9 protein-coding genes are annotated in these 8,530 nt (G+C 49.9%); all 9 read right to left on the reverse strand.

The features are described from left to right. Nucleotides 1-53 precede the first annotated feature (53 nt). Nucleotides 54-1,031 (reverse strand): ABC transporter permease, encoded by a 978-nt coding sequence (locus HW443_RS08010; RefSeq protein ID WP_258190481.1) that lies wholly within the window; start codon nucleotides 1,029-1,031, stop codon nucleotides 54-56. An 86-nt stretch (nucleotides 1,032-1,117) separates the two neighbouring features. Further along, entirely contained in the window at nucleotides 1,118-2,080 is a 963-nt protein-coding gene (locus HW443_RS08015; protein ID WP_176231110.1) for a sugar ABC transporter substrate-binding protein, read from the reverse strand. A gap of 494 nt (nucleotides 2,081-2,574) precedes the next feature. Then, nucleotides 2,575-3,768 carry a scyllo-inosose 3-dehydrogenase gene (gene iolM / locus HW443_RS08020; protein WP_176231109.1) on the reverse strand — a complete coding sequence of 398 codons (1,194 nt, stop codon included), beginning with the start codon at nucleotides 3,766-3,768 and terminating at the stop codon, nucleotides 2,575-2,577. Between the two features lie 226 nt (nucleotides 3,769-3,994). Then, the gene (locus HW443_RS08025) at nucleotides 3,995-5,023 is read right to left on the reverse strand and encodes a zinc-dependent alcohol dehydrogenase family protein (protein ID WP_176235537.1); all 1,029 of its coding nucleotides are present in this window, start codon (nucleotides 5,021-5,023) and stop codon (nucleotides 3,995-3,997) included. A gap of 226 nt (nucleotides 5,024-5,249) precedes the next feature. Next, entirely contained in the window at nucleotides 5,250-6,257 is a 1,008-nt protein-coding gene (locus HW443_RS08030) for a LacI family DNA-binding transcriptional regulator (RefSeq protein ID WP_176231959.1), read from the reverse strand. Between the two features lie 144 nt (nucleotides 6,258-6,401). Continuing rightward, nucleotides 6,402-6,611, reverse strand: a complete 210-nt coding sequence (locus HW443_RS08035) for a hypothetical protein (protein ID WP_176235536.1) — start codon at nucleotides 6,609-6,611, stop codon at nucleotides 6,402-6,404. Nucleotides 6,612-6,793: 182 nt separating this feature from the next. After that, a complete protein-coding gene (locus HW443_RS08040) occupies nucleotides 6,794-7,021 on the reverse strand; it encodes a hypothetical protein (protein ID WP_176235535.1) in 228 nt (75 codons plus the stop codon). A 194-nt stretch (nucleotides 7,022-7,215) separates the two neighbouring features. Further along, complete coding sequence (locus tag HW443_RS08045; protein WP_176235534.1) at nucleotides 7,216-8,091, reverse strand: homocysteine S-methyltransferase family protein; 876 nt, start codon at nucleotides 8,089-8,091, stop codon at nucleotides 7,216-7,218. A 119-nt stretch (nucleotides 8,092-8,210) separates the two neighbouring features. Next, nucleotides 8,211-8,378, reverse strand: coding sequence for a transketolase family protein (locus HW443_RS13670; protein ID WP_320411263.1), 168 nt, complete (start codon nucleotides 8,376-8,378; stop codon nucleotides 8,211-8,213). Nucleotides 8,379-8,530 lie beyond the last annotated feature (152 nt).

The raw sequence follows: 8,530 nt of genomic DNA on the forward strand, positions 1-8,530 counted from the left end.
TATTAACCCTACAACGTCATTTACCTGAATACATACAATATGTTGTGGTTCAATTAAAGAAATTGCTCTACATATTGAACCAAGATTCTTAAGTATCGCTGTAGGGTTAAAACTATTCCAATGAATGCCTGGTACCAATAACCAGGAGCCCCACTCAATAAAAGCCCAGTCCTTATCATACCTACCAGGAACGCCCCTAAGAATGCACCCAAGATCGTTCCATATCCTCCCGTCAGCAACGTTCCTCCTATGACGACCGCTGTAATCACTTCCAGTTCCGACCCAGCTCCAAACGCCGGATTTGCTATCAAAAATCTGCTGATCACAATACAACCTGCAAGTCCTGCCAAAAGCGCTGATATAGTAAAATTTATCAACTTGACCTTATTTATGTCCACGCCCATCGACCTTGCGGCTTCCCGTCCTCCCCCCACAGCAAATACCCAGTTTCCATATCTCGTCCGGTTGAGTATGAAGATAAAAAGCAATGTCAATGCTATGAACCAGAAGTGGGAAGGACGAAAGCCATATGCTATTCCCCTGGCCAAAATAGTTGGAACAATAGCGTCACCTTCGTAGCTTATAGTGACACCTTTTGTTATTGCCAATAGGACCCCTCTCAAGATCATCATCATACCCAGGGTAGTTATAAATGAATGAATGCGTGTTCGTAAGGTTATCATTCCATTAACAAAACCTATGAGGCTAGCGAATATAAGAGTAATTACTAAGGCCAAAGGAGAGGGCAAGCCAGTGTTCGCCAGTAATCCAAAGATGAACGCTGATGCAGCATAGACCGCACCCACTGACAAGTCAAATTCTCTAGAGATTATCAGGAAAGCCACACCAATCGCCATGATTCCTAATTCTGAAACTATTGTGAATATTCCTACGAGATTAGACAAGGTGAAAAACTGTCTTCCCATGACCGAGAAGATTCCAAAAATCACCAGCCAGGCTATCAGTACCCCGACTGCGGGGTACGTTCGTATCCTTAGGAAGAAAGAATGCCCTATTGAATATTTTTCCACTTCCAATTCCTGTTCTCCTTTTGTACCAGGGACGTAGAACCCCCCTCAGTTTCATTTAAGCTAACTGAGGGGGGTTCGTCTGGTTCTTACTTATATCCTTTCTCGACCAAATCCCTTATCATAGGAACCAGGTCCTTCGTTGCAGCTGCTTCCCCTGTGGATATCGGTGCCGGTGGAGGCACAAACCCGTACTTAAGATGGAGGTACATATGCACCACTGACAGGTAACCCTGCAAATACTGTTGTTGGTCCGTGGCGAACAGCATCGTACCATCCTCGATGTGATCAAGGACCTTAGGTGATAGATCTATGGTGGCAACAAAGAGATCGTTCCCCGGAGTATATCCCTCCTCTATAGCACGGGGTATGAACGCTTCACTATGAGGAGTACCCGCGGGCTGAACCATATTGGTATCAGGGTTCGCCTTTAGGTAGGCCACCAGGACCTCAGCTCCCTTAACCGGATCTTCGGTGACGTCTATCTGCTCTGCTGGTATACCTTCTGCTTTAACAGTGTCTACGAAACCTGCCGCCCTCTGCTCAATGTGAAAAGCTCCTGGATGATGGTTGCCATACACTGCGCCCTCAGGTTCGACTCCATTCTCCCGCATCATTGCCAGCATTTTCTTAGCTACTAGCGCCCCCATCATATAGTGATCTTCGCCAATGTAGGTCAGATAGGGTATCCTCTCCGCCTCAGGTCTGGGATCCATGGCGTTGATCGCTATTACCGGTAACCCTCCTTCAATAGCCCTTCGGAGTGGTTCATCCAGAGCTTCATGTGAGGTTATGGTAACGATCAAGCCACTAGGCTTGGCTGCTATTGCCGCCTCGACCAGGGACATGAATTCTTCAAGATCGTATTCCTCCGGCCCTGAATAGATCACTTTCAGATCGGGGTACAAAGCATCTGCATCTGCTGCCCCTTTCTCGACCACCCTCCAGAATGGATGGGCTATGCCGCCATGGACGACCACGTAGACAGTAAGCTCCTCCTCTGGCGCTGGCGCTTCCTCCTCAACCACCGCCGGTGGGGGTTCTTCTTCCACGGGTGGAGCCACAACCTCTTCCGCCGGGCGGGGCGGGCACACATGCTCCGAGAATTGTGGCTACCAAGACGGCCAGAATTACAGGTATTGCAACTTTCCAATGTCTTTCCATCATTTCCTCCTTCTCACTATGCTTGTACATACGTTCTTACTAGTATAGCAGCACTTACATCTATACCTCCATAGCTCACCCCCCTTCCACATCACTCTCTGAAACCAACCCCGTGTGCTGGAACGTTCCACAAGACCCCCTAAAATATAGTGGAACGATCCACTATAGTTTTTATACCATACTCCTGCAGCGAAATCAATAGAATTTTCTGCAATTTTTTGTTAAATTGGGTTCTCCGGATCTTATTTGTCGATACAAACGTTATTTCGGCAAATCCTTTGAAGCAGAAAATACTCCATATTCTCATGATTCGGGGCTAATAAGCCCATAACGACAAACTACCTCATACTCAATGCTTTTTGGATAATACCTTTTTCGAGACTCAATTTCCCCTCCAGGGCAAAACTGTAATCTTGCCCTCCTCCTTGTCGGTCTGAAGTAGCTTGAGATTTTCTGGCACTTCCTCCAGAGATATTCTCTTAGTAATCATGGCCGTCATATCCGTACCGGTGGCCATAGCACTTATTGCCCGGGGGAAATTTCCGTGGCCTGAATGTCCCTGAGAGCCTACCAGGGAGGCTCTTCTTACCTGATACACCTCTCCAAAGACAGGCATCTTCGCGTCTGACCTGGCTACAACCACAACCACACTGTTCAACTGTCTCCCCTCCCAGATGGCCTTTTCGATATCAGGATAGACCAGATGGGGAAGTCCAGAAGCTTCCAGGTAGAGCTTTGCGCCCATCCCTTTAGTAATCTCCAAAACTCGCTCCCAAACCGTCTCCTTCAGAGGATTGATTATATGGGTAGCCCCCAGGGGCAGGCCCAGTCTGGCCCGACTGGCCGATGGTTCAGAGAGGATTACACAAGCTGCTCCAGCTCTCTTAAGAATAGCCACCGCAGCCAGGCCGATAGGACCGCCCCCGATGATGACCACATTGTCTCCTGGCCTGATTCCGCCACCCCGTTCGATAACCGCGTTATAGGCCACACAGGTAGGCTCAACCAGGCTGCCGGCCAGAAAGATATCATCCTCGGAGTAGACACCGCGAAGGGGCTCTAAGCTCCAGCAATATTTGGCATCAATTTTGAGATATTGAGCAAACCCGCCGTCGCAGGTAAATCCGATCTCCTCCAGACGTTCACAGTGATTGGGATAGCCATCGGCACAGGGCTGACAGGACCCGCACCAGAGCATCTCTTCGGCACAAACGGGCTCTCCCACTTCGAAGGGACGATTAGTTCGCTTATTAAAAGCTAGCTCGCCAGCCTCCACTACCACTCCGGCAAACTCATGCCCTAAGGTGACAGGAAGAGCTGTCAGGCCGGGATAAAGCATATATCCTTCCTCATCTGTCTGGGCCATATGCACATCGCTTCCGCAGATACCACAAGCCTTTACTTCGATGAGAACTTCGGTCGGACCTATCTTCGGTACATCCTTCTCCACTACTTCAACCTTTGGACTATGCCATATCTGACTGCCCAGGTAGGTACGCCTCCCCTCCACGTCCCTTCGCCCCAGAACATACCCTTCTCTGGGTTTCCAGTTAGCCCTCAGGGTTACTGCTTTCACTGATTCCTCCTTCTTTCATCATCTGCAAGGTTATCTTTATCATGCAAATTAGAAACTAAGATCTGGCCTTCCTGCAAAAAGGTCAAAAAGCAACTCTTTGGTACGTTTTTCGGAAACTAAATTGGGCGGCAAATTGACCAAAAATCTGGTTTTGTGGTTCTGCCGAATCTTCAAAAAGCCTGAGGGGCTCTACATGGGCTCGCCTCAGGCTCTCCCTCCTTTAGACTCAACTTTGTGGCCTGACCACTATCTCGATAGCCCTTGCTTCCCGCATCAGCTTGATCCCTTCTTCTATTTCCGCCAGGGCGAGTCTGTGGGTGATAAGGGGCCGAAGATTCAGCAGACCTCTCTCCAGAACTCTGATGGCCGCCGGAAAGGTATTATTGGCAATGTAGCTTCCCATGACGCGAATTTCATTTCGGGTAATGTCATTTTGGGCGATTTCAGCCCGGGCCCGGGCATTCATACCGAAGAGAAGCACCCGGCCTCCCCTTCGAACTGAGGAGAGGGCTTCTGTAATCAGAGAGCCTACTGCATCAATCACTACATCCACCCCAACGCCGGTCTCCTCCTCAACTATCTCAGAAAGAGATTCCGACTGGGGATTTATGACTCGGTCTGCTCCGCTTTGACGGGCAAAGTGGGCCCGGTAGTCATTGATCTCGGATACCAGAAGACGTCCTGCCCCTGATGCCTTCAAGATCAGGGTAAAGTAGAGACCGATGGGGCCAGCTCCCAGAATAAGGACGTTTTCTCCTGGCTCAAGGCCAATCTTGCGCACCCCATTAAGAACACAGGAAAGAGGTTCAGCAAAAACGGCCAGCTCCGGCTCCAGGGCGGGAGATACTTTGAAGAGAGCCCTGGCCGGTGTCACATTGTACTCAGCAAACCCTCCATCAATAAAGATGCCTAAAGTGGTCATTGTCTCACACATATTGGGCAGGCCCAGGCGGCAATAACGGCAGAGGCCACAGGTCAGATTAGGGTCGATCACCACCCGGTCTCCCTCCGCCAGGTGACTCACTGCCTTCCCTACCTGGACCACCCGGCCCACATATTCATGGCCCAGTATAATGCCAGGGGTGGCTGGATGGCCAGGAGGAACCTCCAGGATGTGCACATCCGTGCCACAGATACTGGCTGCTTCCACCGCCAGGAGAACTTCATCATCCCCCTTAATGGAGGGGATGGGCCTTTCCTGGAGCTCCAGACGTCCATCTCCCTCAAAGACGGCTGCTAACATAGTTTTCTTCACTTTGGTCCCTCTTTCTGTCCGAACCTCTATTAGACTTAGACCTTTTTGCCTTGGTACCAGCCAGACTGGTCTCTTGAAACCTTTGTTTCAGCTCCGTTCTACGCGGAGCCAGCCAGATCCCTTCTCGTGAAACCTCCACTATAAGGGGGCTCTACCATCACCAGGCCAGCTCTTTTGAAAACTCTTTTAAAGTATGAAACCTATGTGAACTACAAAACCTATATCTTTATCCAGCCAGCCTCTTAGTCGAACTCCGGATCACCAGCTCCGGCTCTAAAACAAGCTGCACCGGATCAGGTCCTCCTCTTCCCTCTATACGCTCTATCAGAACTTCAGTAGCCATAAGACCCATCTTATAGCGAGGTTGATTTATGGTGGTCAGGTTTATCCTGGTCAATCCAGCCAGATGGACATTATCAAAGCCCACTAAGGAGATGTCTTCTGGCACCTCAAGGCCCGCCTCGTTAATGGCTTGCAAGGCACCGATAGCAAGAAAGTCATTGGCGGCGAAGATGGCGGTGGGCGCAGATGATAAGGAGAGCAGCTCTTTGGTCGCCAGATATCCTCCCTGCTCTCGAAAATCTCCCTCCTTGACGAGCTCAGCATCAGTTTTAAGACCGTGGTCGGCCATCGCTTTTTGGTAGCCCCACAGCCGGTCCAGGGCACCGGAGGCATCTTTAGGCCCAGTGATGTGAGCAATTCTTTGGTGGCCCAGAGAGATAAGGTGCTCTACAGCCAGATAAGCTCCAGCCCTGTTGTCCACAACCACATAGTCGGTCTGCACATCGGGCAGAGTGCGGGAGACCAAAATAAAGGGGAAATTGTGCCTTCTGAGATCAGCGATCCTGGTGTCGGTGATTCTGGCAGAGGTGAAGATGATACCGTCCACCCTCTTCTCCAGGAGCAACTCCAGATAAGCCTCTTCCCGCTCCACTTTGGCGTCGCTATTGCAAATGAAGATGTTGTATCCCATCTCTGAGGCCTTGTCCTCAATGCCCCGGACTATCTCGGGAAAGAAGGGGTTAGTGATGTCTGAGATTATCAAACCTATGGTCTTGGTCACATTCCTAACCAGACTACGGGCAATAGCGTTGGGCCTATAGCCTAGTTCGGCAATAGCCTTCATGACTTTCTCCCTGGTCTCATGGCTTACGTAGGGCTTGTCGGTCAGGATCTTAGACACTGTAGATTTTGATACACCGGCTCGTTTGGCTACATCGATAATTGTAGGCATAATCTCTCCGAAACAGACTCTCTAGACAAAAACCGACATAAAGAAGAACAGTTCACGAAATTGCCAAGTGGTGGAACGTTCCACCACCCAAAGCATAACACCTCTTTCGTGAACATGTCAAGATATTTCTCGTAAGGTATTTCATTAATATTTGGCAAGTTCTTTGAGAGCAGGCTTGTACGCAGCCAGCACCTTTTCAAGAGTTTTATTAAACTCCGCTTCCTCTTTCCGGTGAGTTATATATTCCCCTAAGGCTTCTCGTACCACTTCAGCCATTCGCTTCCGCTCAACGTAGGCAATCCCTCTAACAATCTCATACTGAGTATCGTCAAGTTTAATGTGCATAGATTTCATTCAAGAGCCTCCTTTCTGGACTCAAGCCCAATTGTATAACCGTATTATAGTCCAGAAGATTCAAGTTAGCAAATGGATCTCCTACTCCTCAAGGGTCAAAGTGCCAACTCGCAGGTCAATGGTCAAAACCGACAGGCGAGTAGGAATGATAATCAAGCCATGTTGAGGATCAAACCTGAAAGTCATAAGACCACCGCTGTATGCTCAGGAATCTCTCCCGTGTAAAGAATTGCTGCATGTTTTGGTCGTAGTTCTCTCGCCTTTTGATATACCTCGTCTCTGTCCTTGCTATGCCATAACACTTTGCCCTGGATCACCTCCAGGGTCTCAGTAGTCTTAGGATCCCCAATTAAAATCCATTCCGAAGCAAACCTTGTTTTAATTTCTGCAAATGTTAATAATTCATTCATGTAATCACCCCCTGGTTAACAGTGTCACTAGCACCGTATTTCAGATCAGCGCCATAAATGTGCCTCTGTTCGTCCAACTTCAAGATATTTATGACTACATGTGTAGTTTGCTATAGTATCTGGCCTATGTCAACAGATGGAGCGTAATACAGCAGATTCGAGCAAGATTCGATTTGTCACACTTCGGCTACAGCTCACCCAGAGCTGACAGATGCCCTGATGGCCCGGATGTGGTCAGGGGTGCTTCCGCAGCAGGCCCCGATAATCCTGACTCCCAGCTCCTTATACTGGACAGCAAAGGCAGCCATGGTCTCAGGAGTCTCCTTATAGACTGTCTTCCCTCCCTCATAGATGGGAAGACCAGCATTGGGCTGGACAATCAGTCTGGCCTCCGGAGAAGCTTCCTTCATGAGCTGAAGTACCTTCAACATCTGTTCGGATCCCAGGCTACAGTTGGCTCCCACCACTTCCACTCCCACTGACCACAGTTCCCTGACCGCCTCCTCAGGCCTGACCCCCATGAGGGTCCGCAGGCTGGTCTCAAAGGTCATGGTACATATCACCGGCAAAGAACAAATCTGTCGGACAGCCTGAAGGGCAGCTTTTGCCTCTCCCAGATCGTACATGGTCTCGATGATAATGGCATCGGCCCCTCCTTCCACTACACCCCGAACCTGATCAACAAAAGCCTCTACCATATCTTCAAAAGTCAGCTCACCCACAGGCTGCAGGAACTGGCCGGTGGGGCCGACCGAGGCGGCCACGTAGATCTTATCCCCCGCCGCTCTTCTGGCTATCTCGGCCCCTTTCCTGTTTATCTCGTAGACCCTGTCTTCCAGACCGTAGGAGGCTAACTTGATGCAGTTGCCACCAAAGGTGTTGGTCTGGATGATGTCAGAGCCTGCTTCTATGTAGGCCCGGTGGATCTCTTCTACCTTCTCAGGATGAGAGAGATTCCATTCCTCAGGATAAACTCCTACTGGCAACCCCTTCTCCTGAAGCATGGTTCCCATGGCTCCGTCGCAGATGAGCACTCTTCTATCTAAATCTTCAATAATATCTTTTGGCATATGACTTGTTCCTTCTCATTGTTAAAGTAACGAGAGCCTTCAGGCTCTATTCCGGCATGCACGTGTCTGGCATACGGAAACCAAAGGATTTGCTATCCACGGCTGGACATTTCGCCATATCATTGTCTACCACCGCACGCAGGTGAGCGCCACACGGTATGGCCCTTAATGAGCCCTCCCCAAGGCTTGGCCAGATCGGCATCCAGAACCACGATTTTGGAATCCTGGCTTCCCAGATCTACCAGAGCCTGGCCATAAGCATCCCGGGTAGCTTTCTTCTCGCCCATTAGGCCATCACCGCCCCTTCCAGCTCGGCCAGAGCCTGCTCCATCTGCTCCGGAGTGGGAGGATTGCCGTGAAAATCGACCACGTTTTCCATAAATGATACTCCCTTGAAAATAACACAATTTTCATGCGACGTGGTGCGCCGCGGCGCATG

Source organism: Candidatus Hakubella thermalkaliphila (genome assembly GCF_013281975.1).
Taxonomy (GTDB): domain Bacteria; phylum Actinomycetota; class Humimicrobiia; order Hakubellales; family Hakubellaceae; genus Hakubella; species Hakubella thermalkaliphila.